This window comes from Nocardia amamiensis (assembly GCF_015477605.1).
Lineage (GTDB): Bacteria > Actinomycetota > Actinomycetes > Mycobacteriales > Mycobacteriaceae > Nocardia > Nocardia amamiensis_A.
This window is the reverse complement of record NZ_JADLQX010000018.1, coordinates 1-13,900: the sequence shown is the minus strand read 5'-3', so window position 1 is coordinate 13,900 and position 13,900 is coordinate 1. Positions and strand designations below refer to the sequence as shown.

Here is a 13,900-nt window from a genome sequence, read left to right as displayed (position 1 = left end):
GCGAATAACCTGTTTCCACTTCCGCGTTGCTGTCGGTGGCCCCACTACGGGCAACGCGGTGGTCCTACGCTGATCAGCAGTTCCTTGTTGCGTTCGGCAGCCTCCGGAAGCGCCGACGACGGCCGCGACAGCGCCTATCCCAGACCGGCCGGGACTGTTACGATTCCTATTATGAAGTCTAATACGTCCCTGAGCTTGGACTCTGCGGTGCTGGAGCAGGCCAAGCAGGCCGCTGCCGCCGATGGGATGACGTTGTCCGCGTGGGCGGAGTCCGCGCTGCTGGATAAAGTGATGCGCAACTCGGCCCGTATCGCGGCCAACTACGAACACAGCCAGGGGCGCGCCACCGTCGAGTATTTCGCCGAGGCCGAGGCTGAGCGCGCGGCGATGAACGACGCGATCCGCGCCAGCGGGTCCTCCTGGTGACCGCAGCCCCGCCCGCCCGCGGGGAGCTGTGGCGCTATCTGCCGACGATCTCTGGCCGTGAGAAGCCCTCGGCGCTCAGTGGTGATCGGGTGCTGGTGGTGCAGCGCACCGGAATCAACTCGGTGCTGCCGACCGTGCTGGCGGTGCCGATCGAGGCCGCGCCTCGCATGCCCGGTTTGGCGGTGGAGCTGTCCGACGACGACCCGCTTTCCGGCTTGTCCGCGGTCGTCTACCGCATCACTCCGCTGTATGTCCCGTGGTTCACCGAACGCCTGGGTGTCGTGACGGAGCCGACCATGCGCCAAGTCGTTGGCGCGCTGGCTGGTTTGATCGCCGACTGACAGTCGTCCAGTTTCTCTCGCGGTGCGCGGTTCTGTAGTTCCTGCGGGGGCTACCCAGCGCAGCCTTCGATGTAGGACGCCCTGCTCACGTTGGAAGAGCAGCACGATTCAGCAGTCGGGCTCGGTGGTCGCGCGCGTCGCGCGCACCATGGGTGCCTGGCATGCGCAGTGTGCGCGGCGGCGCGCACGAGGCGGGGGCCAGTTCCCCCGCTCGCGCACACATCCATGGCGCGCTTCGCTTCAACTGTGCCTGTCGCGATTGGGGACCTCTACTACCTTCCGTCGCGTGCCTCGGCTCAGCAGCCAGCGGGATCCGGACTTGCGACCAAACATGGCGGGCGCGCCGCGCGGGCCGTCCGATACGCGCACAAGCAGGACGCGCGCTCGGCGTCGAGGTATTCATCGAGCGTCTGCCGCTGGCGGTAGATCAAGCTGTGTTTCGCGGTTGCCTCGCTCAGTGCAGGCTGCAGAGCGTTGGCGGCCAGCATAGGACTGTGGCCATAGCCGCCAGCTGGGCGAAATCGAATCGGCCGCCGCGCTGTGGTCGTCTATGTCTGCTCGAAGCTCCGCGCCGCCCTCATGCCAGAGTTCGCGCGCAGCGCGCTCGGCGCGCGCGCAAGTGACAACGCCCCTGTTCGTACCACGCACGTGGTGAGCATCTCGCCGCAGCATGGATATCGCCCTCGCTTCCAGTGCATGCGAAGGGGCGTCGTTCGGCACGGTCACCTTCTCCAGCATGGTGCGTTCCACCCACCACGCAGACGAGCACTGGCGCGGACTTCTCTCATGCTGTGTCGGAAGCCACCTGAGGTCAGCGCCGGAGTGCGGCCGTTGCCTGACGAGGGAAGGCTCCGCGTGTGCGCGGGGTCGGCTAGGCTCGCCAGTCATGGCCGTCTACCTCGTGACCGGCGCCGCGGGTTTCATCGGCGCGAACTACGTGCATTTCCTACTGGAGCGGGAACCGGATGCGCAGGTGGTGGCGGTGGACTACATCGGGTTCGCCGGGAACATGGCCAACCTGGACCCGGTGATCGACCGCATCACCTTCGAGAAAGCCGACATCGCCGACCTGGAGGTGATGGAGGCGATCTATCGGCGGTATCGGCCGGACTATGTGGTCAACTTCGCTGCCGAGTCCCACAACGACCGCGCGATCCTGGGCCCATCGGCGTTCATGCGGTCCAACGCGCTGGGTGCGCAGGTGATGGCCGAAGCCAGCCGCCTGGTCCCGGTCCGTTCGCACGTGCACGTGTCGACGATCGAGGTGTACGGGGAGCTGCCGCCGGGTGAGAAGTGGTTCACCGAGCGCAGCCCGCTGAATGCGAAGACACCGTACTCGGCGGCCAAGGCCGCCGGGGATCAGATGGTGCGCGCCTACATGGCGACCTACCCCGAGATGAACATCCGCTTGACCCACTGCGCCAACAACTTCGGCCCCTATCAGCTGCCGGAGAAACTGATCCCGCTGGCCGTGACGAACGTGCTGCGGGGCCGCAAGATCCCCGTCTACGGCGACGGATTGCAGAGCCGTGACTGGTTGCATGTCCTGGACCACTGCGATGCGGTGCACCGGGTGCTGCACGCGGAGCTCGGGCCGATCCCGAAGACGGCAGCGACCGATCCCGGGCTGCTGCCGATCTTCGATATCTCGGCGCGTCACGAGGTGACCAACCTCGATATCGCCCGCATGGTGGTGACCGAGCTGGGGCTGGACCCAGCCGAATGGATCCAGCACATCGAGGATCGCCCGAATCACGACCGCCGCTACGTGATCAATCCGGAGAAGCTCGAAGCCGAGCTGGGGTGGCGGCCAGTGCGGCGGTTCGAACCGGAGATCGCCGAGACCGTCGGCTGGTATCGCGACAACCGCGACTGGTGGGAGCGGATCATCGCGGACAAGGGCGAACTCGGGTTCGACTGGAGTCGAGTGGGTGCGGATTCGCCACGAAGCTGAGAAAGCCCCTGAGCGTTGGCTATCGGGTGCTGGTGAAGACGGTGTAGCCCTTCGCGTCGCGCCACGGTCGGCTGTTGTTGGCGGCGAACCACGCCCGGACCTCGTCGCGTACCTGGGCGAGGATCGCGTCGTGGTGCGAATTCTGCGGCGGCACGCCGCAGGAGAACCGCACGATCACTTCGGCATACCGCAGCAGCGACGCCACGCTCGGAAACAGCAGGGCGTTGTCGCGGCGGCGGATGGTCACATTGCCGAACGTGGCCCGCATCAGTGGCGCGACGGTGGCCACGGTGACCGAATCCGGCATGCCCGGCTGCGCGGCCCACACCGCTGAAGCCGGCTGTGGGGCAAATCCGGACCGGGCCGCGTGAGCGGCGACGAGCGCGTGGATTCGGGGTGCGGTCTGGGTGTGGTTGATGCTCACGCAGACCCGCCCACCAGGCCGGGTCACCCTGCGCAGTTCGCGCAGCGAGCGGGCCGGGTCGGGCAGGTAGTAGAGGACATGCTTGGCGGTGGCGCGGTCGAACATCGACGCAGTGAACGGCAACTGGTCCACGTTGGCTCTGCAGGCGCGCAACCCGGGAGTGCGGTTGGTGGCTTCGACCGCCGCGGGCCGGAGGTCGATGCCTATGAGCGGTCCTCGATGGCCGTGGTGGAGCAGGTGGCGCAGGAATTCTCCGGTCCCGCAACCCACGTCGAGGATCTGCTCGTCTCCGGTGAGCGCGAGCGCGCCGGCCACATCGGCGTCCAGGTCGTAGGGGTGCTGCGAATAACGCTTGTGGATGGCGATCTGGTCGTCCAGCAGGGCGAGCGAGTCGTCCATGCGCTCAGCGGCCGCTCTTGGTGACGACGTGTGTGCCGATCACCAGGGCATCGGCCGGAGAGGAACCGAAGAAGGCCAGGGCGTGGGCGGGGTCGGCGACGATCGGCTCCCATCCGGAGTTCAGGCTGGTGTTCAGCACTGCGGGTACCCCGGTGAGTTGATGAAATTGTTCGATCAGCCGCCGATATGCACCGGGGCCTGGCGGCACGGTCTGGGGTCGGCTGGTGCCGTCGACGTGCATGGCCGCCACGATCGGGTCACCGTTGGCGGTTGGCAGCGTGAATGACATGAACGGTGCCCGAATATCGGTGCGGCCGAAAAGGTCCGGAATATGCTCGGCGAGAACCGATGGCCCGAAAGGCCGGAACTCTTCGCGTCGCTTGATGCGGTTGACCCGTTCCCGCATCGCCGCCGACGACGGGTCGGCCAGCAGTGACCGGGCACCGAGCGCGCGGGGCCCGAATTCCATGCGGCCGCAGAACCACGCGACGATCCGCCCCGCGGCCAGCAACTCCGCCGCGCTGGCAGCGGGGTCCTCGGTCACCTGGTAGGTGATCCCGCATTCGCGCAGCACCGACTCGATCGCGTCATCGCTGTAGGCCGGACCGAGACGTGTGTCGTCCAGGCGGGCCGGACGGTAGCCGTGGGCGACGGCGACGACCAGCGCCGCACCCAGGGCGGTTCCGGCGTCTCCGCACGCGGGAGCGGCATAGACGTCGATGAACCCGCCGTGAGTGAGGAGTTTGCCGACGGCGACGGAGTTTTCCATGACCCCGCCGGCCACGCACAAGCGCGTGTCGCCGGGTTGGCGGTGGCGTTCGACCAGCCCCCGCACTGCGGCTTCAATGGCGGCTTGGGCGGTGGCAGCGACGTTGGCGTGCTCGCGGTGCAGCGGGCCGCCGGGCAGTCGCCGGGGCGGGAAGCCGGGCAGGGTGTCCTCGGCGATCATGGGCAGCTGGTCGGTGTGGAACAGCGGATGCCGGTGGAAGACCTCGCGGTGCAGCAGCGTGGTGTTCAGGTGCGGGCGCCCGGCATCAATCGCAAGCAGCGGCTGCCGACGATACGGGACGCCGTGGGCGGCCAGGCCCATCACCTTGTACTCGTCGTGCTGACTGCGATACCCGAGGTACTGCGTGAGGGCGGCAGCGAACAGGCCGATCGAGTCGGGAAACGCCACCGACTCGACCGGGGTGAGTGTGCCGGCACTGCCGCGGAACACCGCCGCGCAGATACCGTCACCGGCCTGGTCGGCCGTGACCACCAGGGAATCGTCGAAACCCGACACCAGATACGCCGAGGCCGCATGCGCCAGGTGATGATCGACGTACTCGATGACGGGAACGTGCCCGAACTGGTACCACAGATACGCCTCGAACCGAGGACCGAAGTCGCGCCAGGTGGCGCGCGGGAATGCGATCACATCCACCTCGTGCATGCCGATCCCCGCCTCGCCCAACACGTACCGGATCGCGTGGTCGGGCATGAGTCCGACGGCGTGCTTGTAGCGGATGAATCGTTCTTCCTCGGCCGCGGCGATGATTCGGTCGTCGTGGACGAGTACGGCGGCGGCGTCGTGATCGGCGCGGCCGAAGGTTCCGTGAATGCCGAGTACATACATCGGACTCACACCTCACTTGAGGCGGGCTGCCGGTAGGCGGCGATGGTGCGGTCCAGGCCCTCGCGCAACCCGATCCTGGGCGCCCAGCCGAAGGTGTCGCGGGCCTTGGCCGCGGTAGTGACCTGCCGGCGCGGATCAGCGGGGCGCGCCGGGGCGAGGTCGAGGCCGCAGTCGGGATGGTCGATCGTGTCGAGGATGTAGCGGGTCAGGCCGAGCACGGTGTCCTCGGTGCCGGTGCCGATATTGAAGACTTCGCCGTGCACGTTGTCGCGGTCGGTGAGGGATGCGGCGGCCAGGAGTTCGCAGACGTCGTCGACGTGGATCCAGTCGCGGCGCGCGCTGCCGTCGCCGAGAAGGGTTACCCGCCGTCCAGCCAGGGCGCGGGTGATCACGACCGGCACCAGCCAGCCCGGGTATTGGTCGGGACCGTAGATCGTGACCGGTCGGAACACGACCACCGGAAGTCCCTCGCTGGCATGGAATGCCGACAGGTATGCCTCGAACGCGGCTTTGGCGGCGGCGTAGATGGTGGTGGGGCTCACCGGGTCGGTTTCGCGCAGATCGTCGGAGTCGTTGATGCCGTAGACGTCGGCGCTGGACATGAAAAGCAGCCGTCCGATCCCGGCGTCGGACAGTGCCCGCAGGTAGCCGATCGGGTCGTCCCCGACGCCGTCTTGCGGGCTGTCGGCGGTATTGACCTCCGCGGCCGAATGGATCACCAGATCCCCGGCACCGATGAGCCGGGCTGCCACCCCGGGTGCGTAGATGGAGATCCGCTCGAAGCGCACGCGTTCATCGGCGAGGATCCGCGACGGGATCTTCTGCACCCCATACTGCAGCGGATCCACCAGCACCAGCTGCTCGAAGTGCTCGAACGCGGGGTCGTGGTGGATGCGGCGCAGCAAGTTGACGCCGATGAACCCGGACGCTCCCGCTATGACGATGTTGGCCAATGGTTTTCACCTCTTGCAGATGGTGTCGATACTGGTGGCGACGGCGCCGATGATCTGTTCGACCGTGGCGTGGTCCATGGCCCGCCACAGCGGCAGGCAGATGTGGCGGCCGGCGAAATCATCAGCGGCCGGAAATCCGTCGCCGACGTTCAGGCCGGCCAATATCGGCTGGCGGTGCAGCGGTGCCTCGTACACCCCGCGCGCCAGCTCCACCCCGTGTTCAGCGACCACGCCGCGCAGCGCGGCCCGGTGGACTCCGGAGTCGAGCACGGCCACACATTTGTGGCCACTGACCTGAGAGCGGCCGCTGATGGCAGGAAACGTGAGCCCATGGCCGCCCAAACCTGTGGTGTAGCGGTCGATGACGGTGCGGCGGCCGATGGTGTCGCGGTGCAGGTGAGCGAGCTGTGCTGAACCGATCGCGGCGCCGATCTCGGTCATCCGCCAACTGTTGCCCGCCATGACATGCTGGCCGTCGCGGTTCTTGCCCTGGTTGCGGCACATGCGGGCAACCCGGTTGAGGTCCGGGTCGTCGGTGGTGATCGCGCCTCCCTCACCACCGGTACTGACCACCTTGGTTGCGAAAAACGACCACGCGGCCGCATAGCCGAAACCACCCGCCGGTGTCCCGGCCAGATTCGAGCCGTGTGCGTGCGCGGCGTCCTCGATCAACGCCACCCCGGCCCGCTCGCACATCCGAGCCAGACGCGGCAGGTCCGGGGACATGTAGCCGCCGATGTGGACGACCACCACCGCCGCGGTGTCTGGGGTGAGCCGCTGCTGGATGTCGGCGATGTCTGGGTACAAACCCGAGTCGTACAGCTGTAGCTGCGCTCCAGCGTGTATCGCGGCGGCGGCGGTGGCGTAGTTCGTGTTCGCCGGGACCAGCACGACGCGGTTGCGGACCTCCAAGGCGCGGAAGATGATCTCTAACGCGGTGGACCCGGAGTTGACCGCGACCGCATATCGGGCGTCAGCCATTTCGGCGACCGCGGCTTCGAACGCTTCGGTGTGCTCGCCGAGGACCAGCCTGCCTGAGCGCAGGATCTGCTCGACCGCCGCCAGCACATGTGCGATTTCCCCGTACGGCACGGCTGCGGTGAAGGGAGGGATCATCGCAGCTGCACCTCCCCGTGTGCGGCCCATGGAGATGCCGCGACCAACTCGGCGGCCACGTCATCGGCTGCCGGGTGCCGCGTGGGAAACGCCAAAGGCTGTGATCTGCCGGTCATCCTGGCCACCAGCTCGCGGGAGGCGTGCAGCGCCAGGGTCATCTTGCCGGGCAGGACTGTCCACAACCCGGTGATGCCTTCGGCTGCCGAGTGGTCGATGACGGCGTAGTTCGGTGCCGTGCCCCACTGATCCTGTTGTGCGCCAGCGTGTTCGGTCTTCGAGCACACCCAGGCCACGCCGCCGTCGTGGTCGATCACACCGGGGACCAGCCACCCCGATAGTTCACTGTTCAAGGCGGCGGCCTCCCCGGCCGGAACGGGCCATCGACCGGGTCGGTCCACCCATCGCTGCACTGCGCCGTATCGAGAGGCGAGCACGGTCCCTGCCGCCGCGGCGGGGGCCAGCGCTGGCCAGCCGAACTCTAGTCCGATGATCGGGCGCGGCAGCTGCCCCGGATAGGCCATCATCATCTCCAGCCGCGAACTCAACTGCCCACCGATCACCGACCCGGACCCTTCCAGCAGTTGTTTGGTGCCGATCCCCGCGCACACCACGACATTCGATGTGCTGATGCGTCCCTGCGCGGTGTCAACGGCCCGGACGCCGCCGTCCTCGATCTCGATGCGCTGCGCGCCCGTGTCCACCGCGATCTCCACGCCCAGGGCTGCACACCGTGCAGTGAGCTCTGCCAGCAAAGCGCGGGTGTCGATGATCAGCTCCCCGACCGCGCATCCCCGCACATCGCGACCCTGCTCACCGATGAGCTCGCGCAGCTGTCGAGCATCCACGCCGTGGTAGACGATGTCGTGGTGTCGCCACAGGGATTCGTAGGCGCGCAGGGTCTCCGAGGTCGCGACATACCAACAGGATTCGGTGGTGATCAGGCATTCGGGGAACGACGACCGGTAGGCGGCTTGCGCCTGTTGGCAGGCGGTGACGATCTCCGGATGCCAGCGCGCGTAGAGCGCGCCGGAGTGGATCATGCCGTGATTGCTCGTCGTCGCTCCGGAGCCGAGCAAGCCACGTTCCAGCAACACCACCTGCCAGCCCGCAGCAGCCAGCCGAACAGAGGTCATCAGCCCCGCGATCCCGCCGCCCACAACGACGCATCCGACCGTGCGTGTCATCTCCGACCACCTTCCATTCCTGGTTGGAAGGCACCAGGCGCCGGGGGCTCACCGACCGGGCGCCTGCTTCGCCGCAGCCTCATTGATCCGGTGAGACAGGAGTGAGGTTCAGGGCACATGCCCGGCGCCTGGTGCTGGATTCAGCCTGACGCGGCGAATGCTGTTGGGCGACAGCGTCGATCGGACCACCGGATGTGCAGAATCTGCGGTCGACACCACACCCGGCGGCCTACAGTGTGTCCGTATTGACGCAAATCGGCGCAGGTCAAGGGGTAGACATGGCCGAGGATTCGACCTTCGCGTGGAACACACCACAGTTCCGCGCCCACCTGGCCGCTCGGCGTCCCGGGCGCGCGTTCATGCTCGTGCGCAAGGCGGCGGGTATGACCCAGGCCGGGTTCGGCGAGCTCATGCACTGGGACCGCACCCACGCCGGGCGGGTCGAACGCGACGAAGTCGCTACCATCTGCGACATCTACCAGATGGGCCGCACCGCCGATGCCCTGGGCATCCCGCGGCTCGCGTTACTGCCCGCCTTGCTCGAAACGCCCGACGTTGGGAACATCGAATTCACCGACAGCGAAGGAGCCGACGTGGACCGTAGGCAGTTCGGGCAGGCCAGCGCATTCATCCTCGCCGCCGCCCTCACCACCACCCCGGCCGCAGCGACCTCCCACGCTGCCACCGGCCAGCTCGTGGGATCCGACCACGTGCACTATTTCGCCGCAATCGCCGATCGGCTGTGGGCACACGACAACGACTTCGGCAGCGGCGGACTCGTCCAGACCGCGCTCGACCAGTTCACCATCGCCAAACGGCTGCTCGACCACGCCGACTACGATCCTCGCACCGGCACCGAACTAGCCGCTGTCGCAGGCAATCTCGGCTTGGTCAGCGGTTGGCTCGCCTACGACGGCGGCGACCAGACCACCGCCAGCGACTGCTATAAGGACGCGCTGATCCTCGCAGAACGCGGCGGCGACGACTCATTGGCCGCCGATATCATCGACGCCCTGCGGCAGCAGGCATGGACTGGTGGCCGGATGCGTGAAGCCCTCCAACTGAGCCTGCGCGCCAGCGCCCGCAGCCGCCACGACCCCTCCGCCCGCCTGCAAGCCCTGCTCGCCGCCCGCGAAGGCGTCGCCTACGCTGCCGTCGGCGACCGCAGCCAATGCGAACGGGCTCTCGCCGCCGCCTGGCGCCAAGTCGACCGCGGTCTCGACGACTCCAACGACCCCGTCCGGCTGTACTACATCACCGAAGCCGAGATCCGCACCATCGAAGCCCACGCCCGCCGCTACCTCGGCCAGCATGACAAGGCCGTCACCATCTACCACGACAGCGTCACACGCGGCACCCACCCACCCCGCGACGAAGCTTCCTACCGCGCCTACTACGCCGCCTCCCTCGCGCGCCTCGGCGATACCACCACCGCCATCAACGAAGGACTCGCCGCGCTCACCATGCTCGACGGCCCGGTGACATCACCGCGACTGGTCAATGAACTGCGGCCCGTATACATCGCCGCACAACAGACCCGCGGCGACGACGCCGACCACTTCCGAACACGATTCGACATCCTGGCCAGGACAGCGTAGATCGCTGGGCAAGCACAGGCAGCCACCAGATCAGCGGACCCCTACCAGATTCAGGCAGGTCCGCGGCGTACCCAGCACCGACTGACGTTGGGTCGAAGAACGCTCCTGCCACCCACCGCACCGATCACGGTCGCGATCGCCACCGCGATAGCCTCAACGAGGTCAAGGTCGAGTCATTCCATCGGCTAGGGCTTGCGGTGGCGGCCCGCGTAGGGGTCTGTGTCTAGGTGCTCGAGGACAGTCTGAATCTTCTCCTGCACTTGGCCCAATGTCGCGGTGATGGCGTTGATCTTGTCGTGGTTGACAGAGCCGACGGCAGATTCGTCGAGCTGGGGCTCGCCCGTGGGGGCAATGCCGTCACTGCGGAGGTGGTGGGAGTCGGGCCCGGCGGGCTGGTCGACGCGCCAGCCGTCGTGCATGTCGATGGAGGCCAGCAGGTCGGCGATGGTGACGAGGTCGCCGTCCTTGTTGATGATGATGTCGCTGAGCTGCATGTCGGGTTCCTTCCTGAACAGACCGTGAACCGGTCTCTTCGGCCTGAGACGACGTTGATGTCGATGAGTCGGACCGCCGAACACGGCGGCGGTGGAGCAGAACTGAAAGATGTCGATGGGTTTGCCGCTCATCGCCGCCCAGCCGGATGGCCGTTGCCGCGGTCGAGCTGGTCGGCGTTGCCGGTGTCGGGACGTAGTGGCTGGTTCGAAACGACTGGCGACATCCTGGACACAGACTGGTGATCCGACTCGATCCTGTCCTCGCCTCGCCCGGGCTCCTCGTGCCACGGTGGCGGACCGACGCCTTCACCGCTACCTCACTCATGCGGAGCTGAAGCCGCGTGCACCGGCGCTGCACACCACTGACCGGTTCACGGTCGAGGCGCCGGAATCTACCGAACCCATTGAGGCACTGTGTGATTGGGCCATTGGTGCGTGGTGATCGGTGACGCGATTGGCCCACAACTCGTCGGTTGCGAAGCGATGCCGTGGATCGGTCACCGTTGGCTGCCGCGGCCAGCCCTACACCATGGCGGTTGGCATGACTATGTCGTCGTGGGTGCCGCTGGAGGGGTTGAGCTGGTAGCGGCCTCCTCCGAGGGGGATCGATCGTTGGAAGACGTCGTGCTGGTAGGCGCCCCACTGTGTCTTCACCGACCACGTGACTTCGATGATCTCGGTCAGGTCGGGTAGGCGTGCGCCGGTGAGGTCGGCGTCGACGAGGATCGAGTAGTTGAGGTTGGCGCCGCACAGATTCGCTCCAGACAGGTCCGCGCGCGCGAGGTGGGCACGAGAAAGATAGGCACCACGCAGATTGGCGTCCGGTAACCGGGCGCCGGACAGTTCCGCACCGTAGAACACCACCTTCGACAGGATCGCACCGGACAGATTCGCCTTCGGCAGATGCGCCCAGGACAGGTCCGCCCCAGACAGGACAGCACCGGACAGGTCCGCGCGCGACAGGTCCGCGCCCGAGAGGTTCGCGCCCGTGAGGTTCGCACCGATCATCCGCGTGTACGGCAGGTGCGCACCAGACAGGCGGGCGCCGATCAACGCGGCGTTGGTCAGGTCCGCGGCGGTCAGGTCGGCGTCGGTGAGTTCGGCGCGGGAGAGGTCTGTGCTGAACAGTTGCGCCCGCATGAGGTTGGTGCCGAAGAAGTTCGCCCCGCGCAGCGGCATGCCCTCGAGGTTGCAGCAGGCCAGTTGCGCGCCGATCAGGTTCACCCCCGCCAGGTCCACATCCCGCAGGTCGGCGCCGCTGAGGTCGACCACGCCACCGGGCACACCACATCGCTTCGCGTGGGCTGCGTCGGTGTGCGGCTGCTCAGTGTCGGCGGCGGCATCGTTCAATAGCCCGTTCACCCGCAGCACCGGCAAGGTCTGGCCGAGAGGAGTCTTCCGGTCCAACGGCGGGGCAGACTTCTGTTCACAGTCGGCTGCGCGCGCCCCCGCTTGGGCCCGCAACCGCGCCCGCTGCCACGCGGACAGGACTGCCCACCCGCCGGCCTCCAGGCCGAGCGCTACCGCCGCAACGTATGGGTTCATCGCGAACAGCAAGGCATCGGCCAGTATCACACCCCAGCCCAAAGCATTCGCCCGAATCGAGAGCGTGCGCATGATCCTGGAGATGGCCTCGACCATCGCGGCGATCCGCTCGATGGACTCGTCTGTGGGTCGGTCCTCGTCTGCGTCCAAGGCGCGCTGCAGCCGCGCCCACCCGGCATCGCCGTCGCCGTCACCGGCTGCCTCGACGAAGAAGTCCCCCAATTCTTCGAAAGCGTCGCCGATGGTGATCGACTCGACCGTGTTCACGTTCTCCCGGCCGTCGTTCATACCGTCACTTCTCCTACACCGGGGGTGGTGTTCTTCTGCTCCGCCGCCTCAGCATCGGCGAAGGTGATCTCATGCCCGTCGCGGTTGGCGAAGGTCCTGATCTTCGTGCGCGCCGAACACCTGTGTGCCCGCACGGTTTTCACCGACGTACCCAACGCCTTCGCGATCGCCGCGTCGGATTCGTCCATGAACCAGCCCAAAAACGCCACCCGGAACTCCCCCACCGTGAGCTTCCTGGACGCCACCGCGATGAAGCGCTGCACCAGGTCCCGGTCGAGTACCTGGTCGAATTCCTCGCTGTCGCTGGCCGGCAGCTTCCCCAGTGGGACATCGGATTCGATATAGGCGTCGCGGAAGACCAATTTGCTGTCCTTGCGCCACATCTCGACCACGCAGTTCTTGGCGACCTTGATCAGGAGGGCCCTCTGCTGATCCTCGGTCTTGCGTTCCAGAGCCGGGCCGTAGGTCTTGAACACCCGCAAGAACACCTCATGCTCAAAGTCGTCGGCGCGGGCACCGTCCCCGCACAACGCGATCAGCAGATGCCGCCGTACCGAGCCGCGGTGAAGTCGATACAGTGCCTCGAAGCGCTCACGATTCGGTTTCGTCAGCCGGTCATTCGTCATACCGAGGACAGCTCCCCCACTGGTGACAACACTGATGGCAATGCTGGTGAGCAGCGCAGCGCACCCGCTGCAGCGCCCACCTCAACGATGCACCCCGACATCGAGGCAACTCGGCGGGCAACAAGGACCACGCAGCCCCCGATAGGCGCTTCCGGCAAGGTCGTTGGAATCTCGATGTGCTGCACGCAACCGACAGCACTCAACCAGATGCCCGGCTCCGCGACGAGGACGAACGATAGCGGGGTTTCGCTCCATAGGGCGTGGATCCCGGAAAGCACGGTCATGACCAGTACACGCACCAGCACCGAAAAACATAAAGATCCGCAGGCCACGGGAGTGCACATGACCCGCGTATCCTCCAGCCAGCGCGTGAGCCATCGATGGCCATGACGCAGCGAATCCGCCCATGACACGATTCAGGCTGCAGACGACGAAGGGTTGTCGGACGCGCTCGGTGAGCCGACTGCGGCGTGGGTCGACCCTCGATGCCTACGCCGACCCAGCGGCGCTTCGATGTGCGTTGTCCTACCACCGTGCACGCCTACCCGCGCCAAACAGATCCGAGACAACGGTGGCGACCACCCGGCTGACCGTGCCGACCATGGCCGTCGGTGCCCATCCAGTGGGTGACGCGCCGACGCTGGCCCGGCAACTGGCTCCGACCACCGACGATCTCGTCCATCCTGTGATGCCCGGCTGCGGGCACATCATTCCCTGCGATGAGACCTGAACGCCGCAGACTCACCCCGCATGGCGCAACACAGGCTTGTCCTGTTCAGCATTTCGTGACCTCGCAGGATCGTGTTACTGTCGCTTGCCAGGGTGATGGGACCACCGGTTTGCCACGGGTATGGGACCGTGTTGTCTGGTCGCGGGCCGTGTGGTGATGGTGACGCATGATCGGGTTGCTGGTCAATCCGGTGTGGCGGATATC

Annotated in this window: 13 protein-coding genes; 5 read left to right on the top strand and 8 right to left on the bottom strand. The window is 66.7% G+C overall.

Features of this window, described 5'->3' with window-relative positions; genetic code table 11:
• The first annotated feature begins 171 nt into the window (after positions 1–171).
• The 3 genes from IU459_RS23155 (at position 172) to IU459_RS23145 (ending at position 2,721) form a co-directional block, all read left to right on the top strand.
• Positions 172–426, top strand: a complete 255-nt coding sequence (locus IU459_RS23155) for a hypothetical protein (RefSeq protein WP_195131669.1) — start codon at positions 172–174, stop codon at positions 424–426.
• On the top strand, positions 423–767 hold the full coding sequence (locus tag IU459_RS23150; RefSeq protein WP_195131668.1) for a hypothetical protein: 345 nt from the start codon (positions 423–425) through the stop codon (positions 765–767). The genes IU459_RS23155 and IU459_RS23150 overlap by 4 nt, the downstream gene beginning before the upstream one ends.
• Before the next feature lie 886 nt (positions 768–1,653).
• Positions 1,654–2,721, top strand: coding sequence for a dTDP-glucose 4,6-dehydratase (locus tag IU459_RS23145; protein WP_195131667.1), 1,068 nt, complete (start codon positions 1,654–1,656; stop codon positions 2,719–2,721).
• Between the two features lie 19 nt (positions 2,722–2,740).
• Here the strand turns inward: IU459_RS23145 and IU459_RS23140 are convergent, their stop codons facing one another.
• Genes IU459_RS23140 through IU459_RS23120 form a run of 5 tightly spaced genes read right to left on the bottom strand, consistent with a single transcriptional unit; the run spans position 2,741 to position 8,415 of the window.
• Complete coding sequence (locus IU459_RS23140) at positions 2,741–3,544, bottom strand: class I SAM-dependent methyltransferase (protein ID WP_195131666.1); 804 nt, start codon at positions 3,542–3,544, stop codon at positions 2,741–2,743.
• A gap of 4 nt (positions 3,545–3,548) precedes the next feature.
• Positions 3,549–5,162: a carbamoyltransferase family protein gene (locus IU459_RS23135; protein ID WP_195131665.1), complete on the bottom strand. Its 1,614-nt coding sequence runs from the start codon at positions 5,160–5,162 to the stop codon at positions 3,549–3,551.
• Positions 5,163–5,167: 5 nt separating this feature from the next.
• Positions 5,168–6,115: an NAD-dependent epimerase/dehydratase family protein gene (locus tag IU459_RS23130; RefSeq protein WP_195131664.1), complete on the bottom strand. Its 948-nt coding sequence runs from the start codon at positions 6,113–6,115 to the stop codon at positions 5,168–5,170.
• Between the two features lie 6 nt (positions 6,116–6,121).
• Complete coding sequence (locus tag IU459_RS23125; protein WP_195131663.1) at positions 6,122–7,231, bottom strand: DegT/DnrJ/EryC1/StrS family aminotransferase; 1,110 nt, start codon at positions 7,229–7,231, stop codon at positions 6,122–6,124.
• On the bottom strand, positions 7,228–8,415 hold the full coding sequence (locus IU459_RS23120; protein WP_195131662.1) for an NAD(P)/FAD-dependent oxidoreductase: 1,188 nt from the start codon (positions 8,413–8,415) through the stop codon (positions 7,228–7,230). Before IU459_RS23120 ends, IU459_RS23125 begins: the two co-directional genes overlap by 4 nt.
• Before the next feature lie 278 nt (positions 8,416–8,693).
• Here IU459_RS23120 and IU459_RS23115 point away from each other — a divergent pair, with 278 nt between their 5' ends.
• On the top strand, positions 8,694–10,013 hold the full coding sequence (locus IU459_RS23115; RefSeq protein WP_195131661.1) for a hypothetical protein: 1,320 nt from the start codon (positions 8,694–8,696) through the stop codon (positions 10,011–10,013).
• A gap of 185 nt (positions 10,014–10,198) precedes the next feature.
• Here the strand turns inward: IU459_RS23115 and IU459_RS23110 are convergent, their stop codons facing one another.
• From IU459_RS23110 to IU459_RS23100, 3 genes are all read right to left on the bottom strand, one after another.
• Positions 10,199–10,639, bottom strand: coding sequence for a hypothetical protein (locus IU459_RS23110; protein WP_195131660.1), 441 nt, complete (start codon positions 10,637–10,639; stop codon positions 10,199–10,201).
• A 390-nt stretch (positions 10,640–11,029) separates the two neighbouring features.
• Positions 11,030–12,340 carry a pentapeptide repeat-containing protein gene (locus IU459_RS23105; protein WP_195131659.1) on the bottom strand — a complete coding sequence of 437 codons (1,311 nt, stop codon included), beginning with the start codon at positions 12,338–12,340 and terminating at the stop codon, positions 11,030–11,032.
• Positions 12,337–12,966 carry an RNA polymerase sigma factor gene (locus IU459_RS23100; RefSeq protein WP_195131658.1) on the bottom strand — a complete coding sequence of 210 codons (630 nt, stop codon included), beginning with the start codon at positions 12,964–12,966 and terminating at the stop codon, positions 12,337–12,339. The genes IU459_RS23105 and IU459_RS23100 overlap by 4 nt, the downstream gene beginning before the upstream one ends.
• A 571-nt stretch (positions 12,967–13,537) precedes the next feature.
• Here IU459_RS23100 and IU459_RS23095 point away from each other — a divergent pair.
• Positions 13,538–13,696 carry a hypothetical protein gene (locus tag IU459_RS23095; protein ID WP_195131657.1) on the top strand — a complete coding sequence of 53 codons (159 nt, stop codon included), beginning with the start codon at positions 13,538–13,540 and terminating at the stop codon, positions 13,694–13,696.
• The last annotated feature ends 204 nt before the right edge of the window (positions 13,697–13,900 follow it).